This is a genomic window from Pseudonocardia sp. N23 (assembly GCF_002583555.1).
Lineage (GTDB): Bacteria > Actinomycetota > Actinomycetes > Mycobacteriales > Pseudonocardiaceae > Pseudonocardia.
On sequence record NZ_BEGX01000012.1, the window covers coordinates 1 to 13,458 of the forward strand.

11 protein-coding genes are annotated in these 13,458 nt (G+C 73.3%); 4 read left to right on the forward strand and 7 right to left on the reverse strand.

Going from position 1 to position 13,458, the window contains the following annotated elements; genetic code table 11:
• The 4 genes from TOK_RS05580 to TOK_RS05595 all read left to right on the forward strand — a co-directional run.
• Positions 1-1,965: LCP family protein (locus TOK_RS05580; protein ID WP_216361866.1), on the forward strand; the 1,965-nt coding region annotated here is incomplete at its 5' end.
• A gap of 284 nt (positions 1,966-2,249) precedes the next feature.
• On the forward strand, positions 2,250-2,561 hold the full coding sequence (gene mihF / locus TOK_RS05585) for an integration host factor, actinobacterial type (RefSeq protein ID WP_098956721.1): 312 nt from the start codon (positions 2,250-2,252) through the stop codon (positions 2,559-2,561).
• Between the two features lie 112 nt (positions 2,562-2,673).
• The gene (locus TOK_RS05590; protein WP_253258197.1) at positions 2,674-3,552 is read left to right on the forward strand and encodes an alpha/beta fold hydrolase; all 879 of its coding nucleotides are present in this window, start codon (positions 2,674-2,676) and stop codon (positions 3,550-3,552) included.
• Position 3,553: 1 nt separating this feature from the next.
• Positions 3,554-4,141, forward strand: a complete 588-nt coding sequence (locus TOK_RS05595; RefSeq protein ID WP_253258198.1) for an AAA family ATPase — start codon at positions 3,554-3,556, stop codon at positions 4,139-4,141.
• An 84-nt stretch (positions 4,142-4,225) separates the two neighbouring features.
• Here TOK_RS05595 and TOK_RS05600 read toward each other — a convergent pair whose 3' ends face one another.
• The 7 genes from TOK_RS05600 to TOK_RS05630 form a co-directional block, all read right to left on the reverse strand.
• Positions 4,226-5,983 carry an acyclic terpene utilization AtuA family protein gene (locus TOK_RS05600; protein ID WP_098956722.1) on the reverse strand — a complete coding sequence of 586 codons (1,758 nt, stop codon included), beginning with the start codon at positions 5,981-5,983 and terminating at the stop codon, positions 4,226-4,228.
• A complete protein-coding gene (locus TOK_RS05605; RefSeq protein WP_098956723.1) occupies positions 5,980-6,765 on the reverse strand; it encodes a TIGR03084 family metal-binding protein in 786 nt (261 codons plus the stop codon). Before TOK_RS05605 ends, TOK_RS05600 begins: the two co-directional genes overlap by 4 nt.
• A gap of 2 nt (positions 6,766-6,767) precedes the next feature.
• Entirely contained in the window at positions 6,768-7,532 is a 765-nt protein-coding gene (locus TOK_RS05610) for an enoyl-CoA hydratase/isomerase family protein (protein ID WP_098956724.1), read from the reverse strand.
• Positions 7,529-9,049, reverse strand: coding sequence for a class I adenylate-forming enzyme family protein (locus TOK_RS05615; RefSeq protein WP_098956725.1), 1,521 nt, complete (start codon positions 9,047-9,049; stop codon positions 7,529-7,531). Before TOK_RS05615 ends, TOK_RS05610 begins: the two co-directional genes overlap by 4 nt.
• Complete coding sequence (locus TOK_RS05620) at positions 9,046-9,831, reverse strand: enoyl-CoA hydratase/isomerase family protein (protein ID WP_098956726.1); 786 nt, start codon at positions 9,829-9,831, stop codon at positions 9,046-9,048. The genes TOK_RS05615 and TOK_RS05620 overlap by 4 nt, the downstream gene beginning before the upstream one ends.
• Positions 9,828-11,387 (reverse strand): class I adenylate-forming enzyme family protein, encoded by a 1,560-nt coding sequence (locus TOK_RS05625; protein ID WP_098956727.1) that lies wholly within the window; start codon positions 11,385-11,387, stop codon positions 9,828-9,830. The genes TOK_RS05620 and TOK_RS05625 overlap by 4 nt, the downstream gene beginning before the upstream one ends.
• An 82-nt stretch (positions 11,388-11,469) precedes the next feature.
• The gene (locus tag TOK_RS05630; RefSeq protein WP_098956765.1) at positions 11,470-13,455 is read right to left on the reverse strand and encodes a biotin carboxylase N-terminal domain-containing protein; all 1,986 of its coding nucleotides are present in this window, start codon (positions 13,453-13,455) and stop codon (positions 11,470-11,472) included.
• Positions 13,456-13,458: the final 3 nt, after the last annotated feature.

The following is a 13,458-nucleotide window of genomic DNA, read 5'->3' on the forward strand; positions in this document are numbered from 1 at the left end:
AGGCCTTCCGACGGTCCCAGGCCTTCCGACGGTCCCAGGCCTTCCGACGGTCCCGGACCCGGCGACGGAGCCCGCCCCGGCGACAGGCCGAGGCCCGCGGCCGGCCGTGAACGCAGGCCCCCGGACCGCCCCGCCCGCCCGCCCCGGCCGGCGCCCGACGGCGCACCCCGCGCCGACGAGCCCGGTGAGCTGCGCCCCGTCGGCACCGGCGAGCGACGCGGCCGCCGGCCCGGGCCGCAACGCCCGCCCGGGACCACCGACGCGCGCCCCACCGTCGCCATCCCGCGCACGGGCCGGTCGACCGAGCAGACCGCGGCGACCGAGGAGATCCGGCGCACGCCCGCGGGAGCGCGCGCCGACTCGCCGCCGACGGAACCGGTGTCCGAGTCCGCGACCGCCCGGCCGACCCGTGTCGTCGGCGCGGAGACGTCCACCCGTGCGGCGTCGGCGGGCGGCCCTCGAAACGGCGGTCCGCCGCCCCGGCGGCGCAGCCTCGCGGCGGCGCTGGGCATCACCGCGGCGTCGACGATCGCGCCCGGCTCGGGCCACCTGATCCTCGGCCGGCGCCGCACCGGGCTGCCGATCCTCGTCGGCTACGTCCTCGTGATCGTCGCGCTGGTCCTGCTCGCCTTCCTGGGCCGATCGGCGCTGATCGTGACGGCGCTGTCGGCGCACGTCCTGGCCGCGGTCGCCGTCGTCGTGCTGGCCGCGGCGCTGGGCTGGATCGTCGTCATCGTGCGCACGTGGGTCCTCGCCCGCCCACCCGGTCTCGCGACGGGACGCAAGGCGCTGGGGACGGTCGTCGTCATCGCGTTGTGCCTGGTCGTGGCCGCCCCCTTCGGGTTCGCGGCCAACCTGGCCAACTCGCAGCGCAACCTGCTCAACGAGCTGTTCAAAGGCGGCGGGACGAGTGCGGCGGAGGCGTTCAACAAGCCGCGGATCAACGTCCTGATGATCGGCAGCGACGCCGGGCCCGACCGCACCGGCACGCGCACCGACACGATGATGGTCGCGAGCATCGACACCCGGACGGCCGAGACCATCCTGTTCGGCCTGCCCCGCAACATCCAGCGCGCCCAGTTCCCGCCCGGCTCGCCGATGGCCGAGAAGTTCCCGACGGGCTTCCGCGACCTGCGCGAACCGCTGTCGGGGAACTACCTGCTGAACGCCGTGTACGCCTACGCACACCAGACCCCGGGCGTCGCGCCGCCGGGCCCCACCGACGACCCCGGCATCAACCTGCTGATGCAGTCGGTCACCTACATGCTCGGCCTCCCGCTGGACTACTTCCTCGAGGTCGACATGGAGGGCTTCTCGGCGCTGATCGACGCCCTCGGCGGCGTCACCCTCGACGTCGGGCCCGTCCCGTTGCCGATCGGCGGCGTGCTGCCCAACGGCGCGCACGTCAAGCCCGACGGCTACATCCCGCCGGGTGTGCAGAAGCTCGACGGCGAGCAGGCGCTGTGGTTCGCGCGTTCGCGTCGTGACTCCAGCGACTACGACCGGATGGGCCGCCAGCGCTGCCTGATCCAGGCGGTGCTCGACCAGAAGAGCCCGGCGTCGCTGCTGTCGAACTTCCAGTCGGTCGCCCGGGTGGCGACGCAGAACATCCATACGAACATGCCGCAGGACCTGCTGCCGCCACTGGTGGAGCTGCTCACCGACAACGGCGTCGACCTGAACAGCGTGACGTTCGACCCGTCGCTGCCCGACCCGAGCGAGCGTGACGGCCGGTTCAACCCCGGCGACCCCGACGTGCGCTTCATGCAGCAGGTCGTGCAGTCGTCGCTGGACGGCAGGGCGTTGCCGACGCCGAGCACGACGGCGTCGCGCAGCCGCACCGGGCAGGGCACGGCGACCCCGACGACGACCGCGCCGCCCAACGCGCCCGTGTCGCTGGCGTCGTCCTGCTCCGCGAGCGACAGCCCGGTGCCGACGGTGCCGACGACCATCGCAGACCGCTGACCTGCGCGAATCCCGGATCGACCGGTCGCAGCGGTGATCACGCCCGGCCGTGCCGCGGACTCCGCGACGAGCGCACCGCGCCGCCCACCGCACGCCGACGGACCCGAACGCCGCAGCCGGCCCGTCGGCGTCTCCGGAGGCCCGTTGAGCGCATCCGGAGGCCCACATATCGCTGCTGAGCAGGGGGTTCTCGAAGAGTCGTTCGCGGCTTCTGCCACGCTGTGCGGCGAAGACGGGTCCGTTCGACCAGGACGGGCACTTCACCGAGTAGAGGAGTTCGACACATGGCACTGCCCACGCTGACTCCCGAACAGCGCGCGGAGGCGCTGAAGAAGGCCGCTGCCGCGCGGACGGCCCGCAAGGAGCTGCGCGACGCGATCGCCCGGGGCGACGAGACGATCCCCGCGGTCCTCGACCGCGCGAAGTCCGACGCCATCGTCGGCAAGACGAAGGTCGCGGACCTGCTCAAGAGCCTTCCCGGCTACGGCCCCGCGAAGGTCACCGCACTGCTGGAGAAGACCGGCATCGACGTCTCCCGGCGCGCCGCCGGCCTCGGCGACCGCCAGCGCCAGGCGCTGCTCGACGCGCTCAAGTGAGCCCCGGCCCGGCACGGCGGCTCCGTCCGCCGCGCCGGGCAGCTCGCACGTCGGGCCCCGTGTCGGGGTCCCCGCGTGCGGGCGCGCGGGCCGACGTTGGCACGCTTGCCGCGTGGACGCCGTAGCCGACCCGTTCGTCGAGGACCGTTTCGTCGAGGTGGCGCCCGACGTGCTGCTGTGGTCGCAGTGGCTCGACGGGCCTGCCGACGCCGACCCGGTCCTGCTCGTGATGGGTGCGAACGCCTCCGGCATCGTCTGGCCCGAGGAGCTGCTCGCCCGGCTCACCACCCGGCACCCGGTGATCCGGTACGACCACCGCGACACCGGCCGGTCGACCTGGGCGTTCGACGACGCCCCCTATGCCGTGACCGACCTGGCCGCCGACGCCGTCGCCGTCCTGGACGCCTGGGGCGTCGAGCGGGCGCACGTCGTCGGGATGTCCCTGGGCGGGACGCTGGTGCAGCTGCTGCTGCTCGACCACCCCGACCGGCTGTTGTCGGCGACGGTGTTCTGCACGGCCGCTCTGAGCGCCTGGGAGGTCCCGGACATGCCGGGCCCGGGCACGGCGCTGCTGCGGATGTGGCAGGAGTTCGACGACCCGCGTGACGACGTGAGCGAGCTCGCCTGGCGCGTCGAGCACTGGCGGCTGCTCAACGGCGCCGGGATCCCCTTCGACGCCGACGAGTTCCGTGAGCTCGAGTCGCGGGTCATCAGCCACACCGGGCGGCCCGACAGCCCCAGCGCGCACGCCAGGGCCGACCAGGACGGGCTGGACCGCGGCGCGGAGCTGGCCCGGGTCACGGTGCCGGTGCTCGTCGTCGAGGCGCCCGAGGACCCGGTGAACCCACCGCCGCACGGGGAGCACCTGGCCGCCGCCATCGGGGGCGCCACGCTCGTCACCGTGCCCGGCCTGGGCCACGCGTTGCCGGTCGCCGTCGTGCCCGAGCTGGCCGAGGTCCTGCTGGTGCACACGGGCGCCGTCGGGCGCTGACGTGCGCCCGGACGTGGGTGCGCTGCTGCGCTGCGACGATCCCCTGCCCGGCCGGCCGCAGCGGGTGCTGATCGCCGGTACCTCGGGCTCGGGGAAGACGACGCTCGCCGCCCGGATCGGGCGGCTGCTCGGAGTGGAGCACGTCGAGATCGACGCGCTGTTCCACGGTCCCGGCTGGACGCCCCGGCCCTCGTTCGTCGCGGACGTCGAGGAGTTCAGCGCGCGGCAGGCGTGGACCACCGAGTGGCAGTACTCGGCGGTGCGCGACCTGCTGGCGCAGCGTTGCGACCTGATGGTGTGGCTGGACCCGCCGCACGCCACGGTGATGCGGCAGGTCACCGCGCGCACCCTGCGCCGCCGGGCACGGCGCGAGATCCTCTGGAACGGCAACCTCGAGCCGCCGCTGCGCGCGATACTGACCGACCGCGACCACATCGTGCGGTGGGCGTGGCGGACCCGCTACGCGACCGCGGAGCGGGTCGAGCTGCTGCGCCACCGGCGCCCTGGCCTCCCGGTGGTGCGGCTGCGCTCGCGCGCCGAGACGGACCTCTGGGTGGCCGGACCGCTCACCCGGTCGGCGGGCGACTGACACCCGTTTCCGTCGGAGGAGCGCGCTACGATCGAACGCATGTTCGAGTCGATGCGTGCGGTCCGGCTCCCGGCTACCCGTGGCTCAGCCCTGGAGCAGCTCCTCCGGCACATCCACCAGGCGGCTGCGCAGGTACTCGCCCAGGCCCTTCGCCTGCGGGTCCGGCCGCGTCGTCGAGGCCACGCCCTCGCCCAGGAGCCCGTGCACCACGAAGTTGACGGCACGGAGGTTGGGCAGGTCGAACCGTTCGATCTCCAGATCGGCCGCCTCCGGGCCCAGCAGGCCCCTGACGGTCTCGATGTCGAGGGTCGCGGCCATCCACGCGTAACCGGCGTCGTCGCGGGTCCAGACCCCGATGTTGGCGTTGCCCCCCTTGTCCCCGGAGCGGGCCGCGCACACCGCCCCGAGCGGCGCCCGGCGGGTGGGCCCGGCGGGCGCGGCAGCGCCGGCCGCAGTGGCAGCAGGGCCGGAGCCGGTCGTGGTCCCGGCGGTCGCCGGGAGGTCCGCGGGCCCGGTCGGCGGGTCGGCGACGACCTGACGCGTCCCGTCGGGCAGCACCACGGTCTGGGTGACGGCGGTGCGCGGCACGGCGGCGGGCCGGTAGATGCCGAAGGCCGACTCGGCCGAGGGCGGGGTCGTGGTGTGGAAACCGGGGTAGCCGGCCAGCGCGAGCTCCATCGTCGCGTTGGAGAACACGCGGCCGACCAGCCGTGGGTCCTGGTCCTTGACGGTCACGCGCAGGTGCGCCGTCGCCTGCTCGTTCGCCCCCGCGTCGGGCTGGTCGAAGCGCAGCAGCCTGACGTCCGCCTCGGCGAACCGGTCGCGCCCGCCCAGGATGCCGAACAACATGTCCTCGGCGAAGGCGGCCTTCTCCTCGATGTCCAGGCCGGTGAGCACCATGGTCATCGAGTTGCGGTAGCCGCCGTTGTCGTTGAGGGCCACCTTGAGGGTGTCGGGCGGCGCGCTGCCGCGGACCCCGGAGATGCGGGTGCGGTGCTCGCCCTCCTGCTCGAGGACGATCGAGTCGAAATGGGTCGTGACGTCGGGCCCGAGATAGGCCGGGCCCTGGATCTCGTAGAGCAGCTGGGCGGTCACGGTCCCGGTCGACACCAGGCCCCCGGTGTCCGGGTGCTTGGTGATCACGGTGGAGCCGTCGGCGGCCACCTCCGCGATCGGGAAGCCCGGGTAGCGGCGGTCCTTCACCTCGGAGAAGAACGCGTAGTTGCCTCCGGTGGCCTGCGGGCCGCACTCGATCACGTGCCCGGCGACGACGGCGCCGGCCAGCTCGTCCCAGTCCGTCGGGCCCCAGCCGTGCCACCACGCCGCGGGCCCGACCACCAGCGAGGCGTCGGTGACCCGGCCGGTGACGACGACGTCGGCACCCGCGCCGAGCGCAGCCGCGATGCCCCAGCCACCCAGGTAGGCGTTGGCCGACACCGGCTTCCCGGCGACGGGAGGGAGGATCGCGCCGAGGTCGCCACGCAGGTCGTCCCCCTCGACGTGGGCGACGGCGACCTGGAGGCCGAGCTTCTCGCCGACGGCGCGGATGGCCGCGGCGAGTCCGGCGGGGTTCAGCCCGCCGGCGTTCGACACGATCTTGACGCCGCGTTCGAGGCACGTCCCGAGCACCTGCTCGACCTGCGTGAGGAAGGTCTTCGCGTACCCGGTCGACGGGTCCTTCGCCTGGGCCTTCGCGAGGATCAGCATCGTGAGCTCGGCGAGGTAGTCACCGCACATCACGTCGATCGGACCACCGTCGACGATCTCGCGGGCGGCACCGATGCGGTCGCCGTAGAACCCCGAACAGTTTCCGATGATCACGGGCCGCCGTGCATCGCTCACGAGAACTGTCCTGCCTTCCTGCCGGGCCCCGCCGGGCCGGCGAACGCCTGCGCGAACGACATCCACTCGTTCGCGACCGGTCCGGTGATCTCGAGTGCGGTGTCGTCGCGGTGGCGGCGCTGGGTGACGGCGAGGCAGAAGTCCAGGGCCGGCCCGGTGACGCGGTCCACGGCCTGCTCGGGTCCCCACGTCCAGGCCGTGCCGTCGGGTGCGACGAGCTCGACGCGGATGGGGGTGTCGGGCATGCCGACGCCGTTGACGGCGTAGCTGTAGGTCCGGGCACCGATGCCGATGTGCGCCACGTTGCGCAGCCGCCCGGTCGGCTCCCGGGTGACGCCGACCGTGTCGGCGACGTCCTGGCCGTGTGCCCAGGTCTCCATCAACCGGGCCGTCAGCGACGACGCGGCGCTCATCGCCGGCCCGTACCAGGGCAGCCGGGTCCCGGGGTCGAGCGCGCGGAACGTGTCGAGCAGCCTCCCGCGCTCACCGTCGAACCAGCGCAGCATCTCCTCGCCGGTGAGGTCGCGGTACTGCAGGGCGACGGCGTCGGGGTCGATCGGCGGCGAGTTCTCGACGTCGGCGCGGAACCCGTCGGGATCGACGGCCGACTTCACGGCGGTCGCGTCGAAGTGCGCGAGGTGGCTGACCTGGTCGGCGATCGTCCAGCCCGCGGCGGGGGTGGCACGACGCCAGTCTTCCTCCGACAGGCCCACCAGGATGTCGCGGAGCACGTCCGTCTCGGCGGCGACGTCGTCGGCGAGAGCATCCATCGAAACCGGCACGGCTACCGTCCCTTCCATTCGGGGGTGCGCTTCTCACGGAACGCGGCCGGGCCCTCCTGGGCGTCGGCCGACATGTACACCGGCTCCCAGATCTCCTCGGCCTTCGCGTAGGCCTGCTCCATCGGCAGGTGCGCGGAGAGGTAGGCGGTGCGCTTGCTCGCGAGCACCGACAGAGGCGCGTTGGCGGCGATGCGCCGGGCGAGGTTGCGGGCGTGGTCGCGCAGGTCCGCAGCATCGACGACGTGGTTGACCAGGCCCAGTTCGCGAGCCCGGCCGGCGTCGATCGGGTCGCCGGTCAGCAGGATCTCCATCGCCAGTCGCGGCGGCACCAGCCATGACAGCGGCGCCGCCCACGGCGACCCGCGGCCGACCTTCACCTCGCTCACCGCGAACGTGGCGTGCGCGGCGGCGACGACGAGGTCGCACTGCTGGGCCAGCAGGAACCCGCCGGCGAACGCGACACCGTTGACGGCGGCGATCGTCGGCTTGGGGACGTCGATGTTGCGACCGAACTGCGGCAGGAAGTCCGGCGGCGGGACCTGCAGGGACGTCTCGGCCATCTCCTTGAGGTCACCGCCCGCGCAGAACGCCCGCTCGCCGGTGGCGGTGAGGATCAGGACCTTCGCGGCGTCGTCGTCGTTGAAGGCGCGGATGCCGTCCCACAGGCCGTCACGTACTGCCTTCGACAGCGCGTTGCGGGCCTCGGGACGGTCGATCGTCAGCCAGGCGATGCCCTCCTCGACCTCGTAGCGGACAGGTCCGGTCACGGGTACTCCTTGCGCAGTTCGGGGCGGTTCAGCTTGCCGGAGCCGGTGCGGGGCAGGGCGTCGACGATCTCGATGCGCCGTGGCCGGGAGATCCCTCGCAGGTCGGGGTGGGTGGAGGCCCACTCCGCGATCGACTCCGCGGTCACGCCGTCCTTGGCGGGCACGACGATCGCGGTGACCTGCTCGACCCAGCGTTCGTGGGCCGTGCCGATGACGGCGACCTCGGCGATGTCGGGGCACGCCGCGAGGTGCTCCTCGACCATCTGCGGGAACACGTTCTCCCCGCCGGAGACGATCATGTCGTCGATGCGGTCGACGTAGTACAGGTAGCCGTCGGCGTCGGCGGACATGAGGTCGCCGGTGCGGAACCAGCCGTCGTCGGACCACTTCTCCGAGCCGGCGCCCGGTTCGAGATCGGGCCGGTTCCAGTAGCCGGGGGTCACGGCGTCGCCGCGGACCCACAGCTCGCCGACACCGTCGGAGCCGGGCTCGACGTCAGGCCCGCCGGTGGGCGGCACCAGCCGGGTCTCGACGACCTGTGTCAACGGCCGGCCCATCGACCCGGTTCGGCGCGCCTCGTCGGGCCGGTAGCTGATCGCCAGCCCGTTCTGCTCGGTCTGGCCGTAGATCTCCACACCCTGGATGCCGGTGCCGGCCGCGAGCCGCTCGATCGGGGTGTTCGGGGTGCGGGACCCGCCGAACATGCAGATGCGGAACGAGTCGAGCACGATCGGCGAGCCGGCGGTGCGGTTGCCGACGTCGATCAGCATCGTCGAGATCAGGCCGCCGTAGGTGGGACGCAGCGTCGTCGCCAGGTCCAGCCACACCAGCGGGTCCCACTTGCCCATGAACGTGATGCGCCCGCCGCGCAGCAGCGTCGGCAGGCTGACCAGGTGCAGGCCGCCGACGTGGAACAGCGGCATGCAGTTGAGCGCGTGGTCGTCGCCGGTGATGCCGTACCAGTCGATCACCGCGTCGACCTGCGCGGTGACGTTGCGGTGCGTCTGGCGCACCCCCTTGGGCACGCCCGTCGAGCCCGAGGTGTACATGATCAGCGCATCGTCGTCGTCGTGGCGCGGGACGACCTCGGTGGCGGGCTCGTTGCCCGCGACGGCCTCGGTGAAGCCGCCGCCCGGGCCGGTGGTGAGCAGCCGCACCGGCGCGTCGCCGAGGAGGCGTTGCAGCCGCTCGACGTCGTCGGGCAGGCAGACGACCGCGGTCGCGCCGGAGTCGAGGACGGCGTGGCGCAGCGGGGCGTCGGGGAACAGCACGTTCAGCGGGACGCCGACGCCACCGGCCTGCCACACACCGAGCAGGCCGGGCAGGTAGTCGAGGGTGTTGGGCAGGAAGAACCCGACGCGCTCCCCCGGTGCGAGCCCGTGCGCCGACAGGTGCGCGGCGAACCGGGCCCCGGTGTCGGCGTACTGCGCGTACGTGACCAGGGTGTCGTCACGGCCGAGCGCGACCCGCTCCGCATGGTCGGACGCGCTGCGGCGCAAGAGCATCGCAATGTTCATCGACGATCCTTCCCTCTGCTCTGCCGGAACGCCTCGAACCCGTCGACCGCGGCCTTGGACCGCAGCGCGGCGGCCTGGGTGACGGCCTCCAGCTCCAGGGACCCCCGCAGGTCGGCGTCGAGGCTGCGGTTCACCAGCTTCTTCGTCAGGGCGACCGTGTAGTCGGGCATCGCGGCCAGCTCGTGGGCCTTCGCCACCGCCGTCGCGAGCGCGGCGTCCGCGTCGGGCTCGACGACGTTCGCGATGCCCAGCTCCAGCGCCCGCTCGGCACCGATCTCGGGGGCCAGCAGCATCAGCTCCCGTGCCCGGTGCATCCCGACGATCCGCGGCAGCAGGTAAGCCCCGGCGACGTCGGGGACGATGCCCCGCTTGACGAACACCTCGCAGATGCGGGCGTCGGCGGACATGATCACGAGGTCGCACACCAGGGCCAGGTTGATCCCGCCGCCGTAGGCGATGCCCGACACCGCCGCGACCACGGGCAGCCGCGACTCCCAGATCTCGACGACGAGCCGGTGGTAGGCCCGCATCATCGTCAGGAGCGCGGCGTCGTCGTCACCGCCGGCGATGTCGAGGATGTTGTCGACGTCCCCGCCCGCGGAGAAGTGCCCGCCGGAGCCGGTGAGCACGACCGCGCCGATGTCCGCGCCGTCGGCCGCCTCGCGCAGGCTCGCCTCGATCTCGGCGACCGTCTGCGGGGTCAGGGCGTTGCGCCGCTCGGGTCGGTCGATCGTCACGATCCGGACCCGGCCGTCGTCCTTCACCCGGATGTGCGAGGTCATACGCGCTCCTTCTCGTCGGCGCCGCGCTCGGCGAGCAGATGGCGTTGCAGCTTGCCGGTGGTGCTGCGCGGCAGCTCGGAAGCGTCGACGAACTCCACGAAGTGCGGGCGTTTGAACGCGGCGAGCCGCTCACGGCACCAGGCCACGACCTCCTCGCCGCTCACCGTGCCCCCGGGCGCCCGGACGACGACGACCTTCACCGTCTCGCCCCAGCGCGGGTCGGGCACGCCGTAGGCGCACACCTCCTGCACCCCGGGATGGGCGGCGACGGCCTGTTCGACCTCGGCGGGGTAGACGTTCTCGCCACCCGTCTTGATCAGGTACTTGGCCCGGTCGACGTAGGAGAGGCTGCCGTCGTCGTGCCGGACGAGGACGTCGCCGGTGTGCAGCCAGCCGCCGGTGAACACCTCGGCGGTGGCCTCGGGGTCGTCGAGGTAGCCGGCCATCATGCTGGGCCCGCGCACCACGCACTCCCCCGGGACGCCGACAGGCGTCTCCCGCAGCTGCGCGTCGACGATGCGGACCTCCATCAGCGGGGTCGGCATCTTGCGCAGGTGCGGGTCCTCGCCGGGCCTGCTCCAGCCGTGCGCCAGGACGTAGCTGGTCTCGGTCTGGCCGAACGCGTCGTTGAAGTCGACGTCGAGCGCCGCGGTGAGCTCCTTGACGACCGTCGGCATCATGTTGGCGTACCCGATGACGAACCGGAGTGTCGAGAGGTCGTAGTCGGCGCGGCGATCGTGGTGCAGGACGTCGGTGATGACGCCGGGCAGCAGCAGCGTCCACGTCAGGCGGTTGCGCTGGATGGCCGCGAACATCGTCTCGGTGTGCGCGGTCGCGAGCGCGCAGAAGGTGCCGCCGGTGAGCAGGGTGGCGTTGAGCGACTCGTCGCCGCCGGTGTGGAACAGCGGCAGCCAGCCGACGAACCCGTCGTCGGGAGTGAGCGTGTACCACTGGGCGAGCCGCAGCGCGCGGATCGCGGCGGCTTCCTGGGTGATCATGGCGCCCTTGGCCCGGCCGGTGGTGCCGGACGTGTAGAGCACGTTGTGCACGTCGCTGGGCTGCGGGGCGTCGTCCGGGACGTCGCCGTCGGTGGGCAGCGCCGAGTAGGCCTCGAATCCCTCGGTCCCGTCCACGCAGTACCAGTGCCGGACCGACGGGCACCGGTCGCGGACCGCGGTGGCGCGGTCCGCGCCGAGCGCCGTCGTCACGAACGCGACCGGCTTCGCGACGCCGACGGCGTGCGCGATCTCCTCGGCGTGCCAGCGGATGTTCAGCGTGATCGCGGTGACGCCGAGCCGGGCGAGCGCCACGTAGATCTTGACGAACTCCGCCCGCGTCTCCGACAGCACCGCGACCCGGTCGCCGTGGCGGACTCCGCTCGCCGACAGCCCGGCGGCGAGGCGTTCGGCCCGTTCACCCAGCTCACGGTAGGTCCACACCGGACCGTCGGGATCTCCGGTGGTCACGGCGACTCGGTCGGCGAACACCCGGAACGAGCGCCGGTAGAGCGCGTCGAGGGTGATCCCGGACGCCGCGGCGACGAGCCCGGCCGTCATCGGGCACCCCCCTGTGGGTGGCGATGGTCGCCATGGCGACGATCGCCGCTCACGACCTCACGTCGTCGGCCGACCCGCTCGGTCATCCCGCCGCCGCCTCCTCCGCGACCTCGTCCACGACCGCGAGGACCTGACCCGTGTCGACCTGGTCGCCCTGCGCCACATGGATCTCGGAGACGACACCGTCGACGGGCGCGGCGACGGTGTGCTCCATCTTCATGGCCTCCAGCACCACGAGCGGCTGCCCCGCGGTCACCGTCGCGCCCGCCTCGGCGAGCACCCGGACCACGCCGCCCGGCATCGGAGCCAGCAGTGAGCCGGCCGCGGCGGCGGCGTTGGGGTCGGCGAAGCGGGGCACCTCGGCCAGCGCGACCGAGCCGTCGGGGCCGTCCACGTAGGACACCCCGTCGGCACGGGTGACGGTGTAGCGGCGGCGCACGCCGTCGATCTCGAGGACGACGGCGTCGGGACCCGCCACCGCGGTCACCGCCCCGCCCAGCGCGGAGCCGTCGACGTGGACGTCGAGCACCCCTCGCCGGTAGCGGTAGGCGACCTCGATCTCGGTGTCCCCCACCGTGTACGCGGCGCGCTGGGGTTCGCCGCCGACGTTGCGCCAGCCCGACGGGACCGCCGCGAGGACGCGGGCGCCGGCCCGGTTGGCGGCCTGCGCGGCGAGGGCGGCCGCGGCGGCGTGCCGGGCGGGGCCGCCCGCCGGGGCGGCGAGGGCGGCCGGGTCGTGGCGCGTCAGGTAGCCGGTGTCGGTGCCGCCGGCCAGGAACTCCTCCTCGCGCAGGATGCCGACGAGCAGGTCGCGGTTCGTCGTGACGCCGTGGATGCGGGCGTTCGCCAGGGCCCGGGCGAGCGCGCGGGCGGCATCGGTCCGGGTGGGGCCGTGGGCGATCACCTTGGCGAGCATGGGGTCGTAGTGCGGGGAGACGACCGAGCCGTCGACGAACCCGGTGTCGACGCGGATGCCGTCGCCCTCCGGGATCGTGAACGAGTGCAGCGTCCCGGTCGCGGGCAGGAAGCCCGCGACGACGTCCTCGGCGTAGAGCCGCACCTCGATGGCGTGCCCGTGGATCGACGCCCCCGTCACCGCGGCGGGCAGCGGGTCGCCCTCGGCGATGCGCAGCTGCTGCTCGACCAGGTCGAGGCCGGTGACCAGCTCGGTGACCGGGTGCTCGACCTGCAGCCGTGTGTTGACCTCCAGGAAGAAGAACTTCCCGCTCTGGTCGAGGACGAACTCGACGGTGCCCGCACCGGTGTAGCCGATGGCCTTGCCCGCGGCGACCGCGGCGGCACCCAGCTCGGCGCGCAGCGCGTCGTCGACCGCCGGGGACGGCGACTCCTCCACGATCTTCTGGTAGCGCCGCTGGATCGAGCACTCGCGCTCGAACAGGTGCACGACGTCCCCGTGGGTGTCGCCGAGGATCTGAACCTCGACGTGGCGGGGGTCGACGACGTAGCGCTCCAGGAACACCGTTCCGTCGCCGAACGCCGAGGCCGCCTCCCGGCGCGCGCCGTCGACCGCCTCGGTCAGCGACGCGGCGTCGTGGACAATGCGCATGCCGCGCCCGCCACCACCGAACGCGGCCTTGACCAGCACCGGGAACCCGATGCGGTCGGCCTCGACCGACAGGTCGGTGGAGTCGGTGACCGTCGCGCCCGGCAGCACCGGGACGCCCGCGGACTCCATGAGCGCCTTGGCCTCGAGCTTCGAGCCCATCGACGCGATCGCCTCGGGTGTCGGCCCGACGAAGGTCAGCCCGGCCGCGGCGCAGTCGCGGGCGAACTGGGCGTTCTCCGAGAGGAACCCGTAGCCGGGGTGCACGGCATCGGCACCCGTGGCCTGCGCGGCGGCGATGACCAGGTCGGCGCGCAGGTAGGTGTCCGACGGGGCGGCCCCGGGGAGCCGGACCGCCTCGTCGGCGAGCTGGACGTGGGGAGCGTCGGCGTCGGGGTCGGAGAAGACGGCGACCGTCGAGATGCCGAGGCGGTGCGCGGTGCGCATGACCCGCGCGGCGATCTCCCCGCGGTTGGCGACGAGCAGCTTCTGGATCGTTGACATCGA

Excerpts from the sequence above, each read along its gene's own strand:
- mihF (WP_098956721.1), top strand. The coding sequence starts at position 2,250 with ATGGCACTGCCCACGCTGACTCCCGAACAGCGCGCGGAGGCGCTGAAG.
- TOK_RS05615 (WP_098956725.1), bottom strand. The coding sequence starts at position 9,049 with ATGAACATTGCGATGCTCTTGCGCCGCAGCGCGTCCGACCATGCGGAG.
- TOK_RS05625 (WP_098956727.1), bottom strand. The coding sequence starts at position 11,387 with ATGACGGCCGGGCTCGTCGCCGCGGCGTCCGGGATCACCCTCGACGCG.
- TOK_RS05630 (WP_098956765.1), bottom strand. The coding sequence starts at position 13,455 with ATGTCAACGATCCAGAAGCTGCTCGTCGCCAACCGCGGGGAGATCGCC.
- TOK_RS05620 (WP_098956726.1), bottom strand. The coding sequence starts at position 9,831 with ATGACCTCGCACATCCGGGTGAAGGACGACGGCCGGGTCCGGATCGTG.